Origin of the sequence: Streptomyces albidoflavus, assembly GCF_000719955.1 — a bacterium.
GTDB lineage: Bacteria > Actinomycetota > Actinomycetes > Streptomycetales > Streptomycetaceae > Streptomyces > Streptomyces albidoflavus.
On sequence record NZ_JOII01000091.1, the window covers coordinates 1 to 647 of the forward strand.

A 647-nucleotide genomic window follows, 5' to 3' on the forward strand; every position below is an offset into this window, starting at 1 on the left:
CCCCTCCCCCCGTCCGCCTACTCCTCTGCGACGACCACGCCGTGGTCCGCGCCGGCCTGCGCGCCCTCCTCTCCAGCGCCCCCGGCATCGAGGTCGTAGCCGAAGCAGGCAGCGGCGAGGAAGCCCTCGCCCTGACCACCCTCCACCACCCCGACCTGGTCCTCATGGACCTCCAACTAGGCGAAGGAATCGACGGAGTCGAAACCACCCGCCGCCTCACCACCCTCCCCGACCACCCCCCGTACGTCCTCGTCCTCACCACCTACGACACCGACGCCGACATCACCCGAGCCGTCGAAGCCGGCGCCACGGGCTACCTGCTGAAAGCCGAACGGCCCGAGGAGCTTTTCACCGCCATCAGGGCTGCGGCTTCGGGGCGTACGGCGTTGTCGCCGCCTGTGGCGCAGAGGGTGATGACTCACTTGCGGAACCCGCGGCCCGAGCTGACGCCGAGGGAGCGGGACATTTTGCGGCACTTGACGCAGGGGTTGGGCAACCGGGAGATCGCCAGGGCGTTGTTCATCAGCGAGGCTACGGTGAAGACCCATTTGGGGCGGATTTACCAGAAGTTGGGGGTGGAGACACGGGCGGGGGCGGTGGCTGTGGGGAAGGAGAGGCGGTTGTTGGGGTGAGGGGTGGGTGGCGGG

Annotated in this window: 1 protein-coding gene; it reads left to right on the forward strand. The window is 68.9% G+C overall.

Annotated features, from left to right (window positions below; all coding sequences use genetic code 11):
* The coding region (locus IF45_RS0131055; protein WP_030310955.1) for a response regulator at positions 1–632 on the forward strand (632 nt) is incomplete at its 5' end.
* Positions 633–647 lie beyond the last annotated feature (15 nt).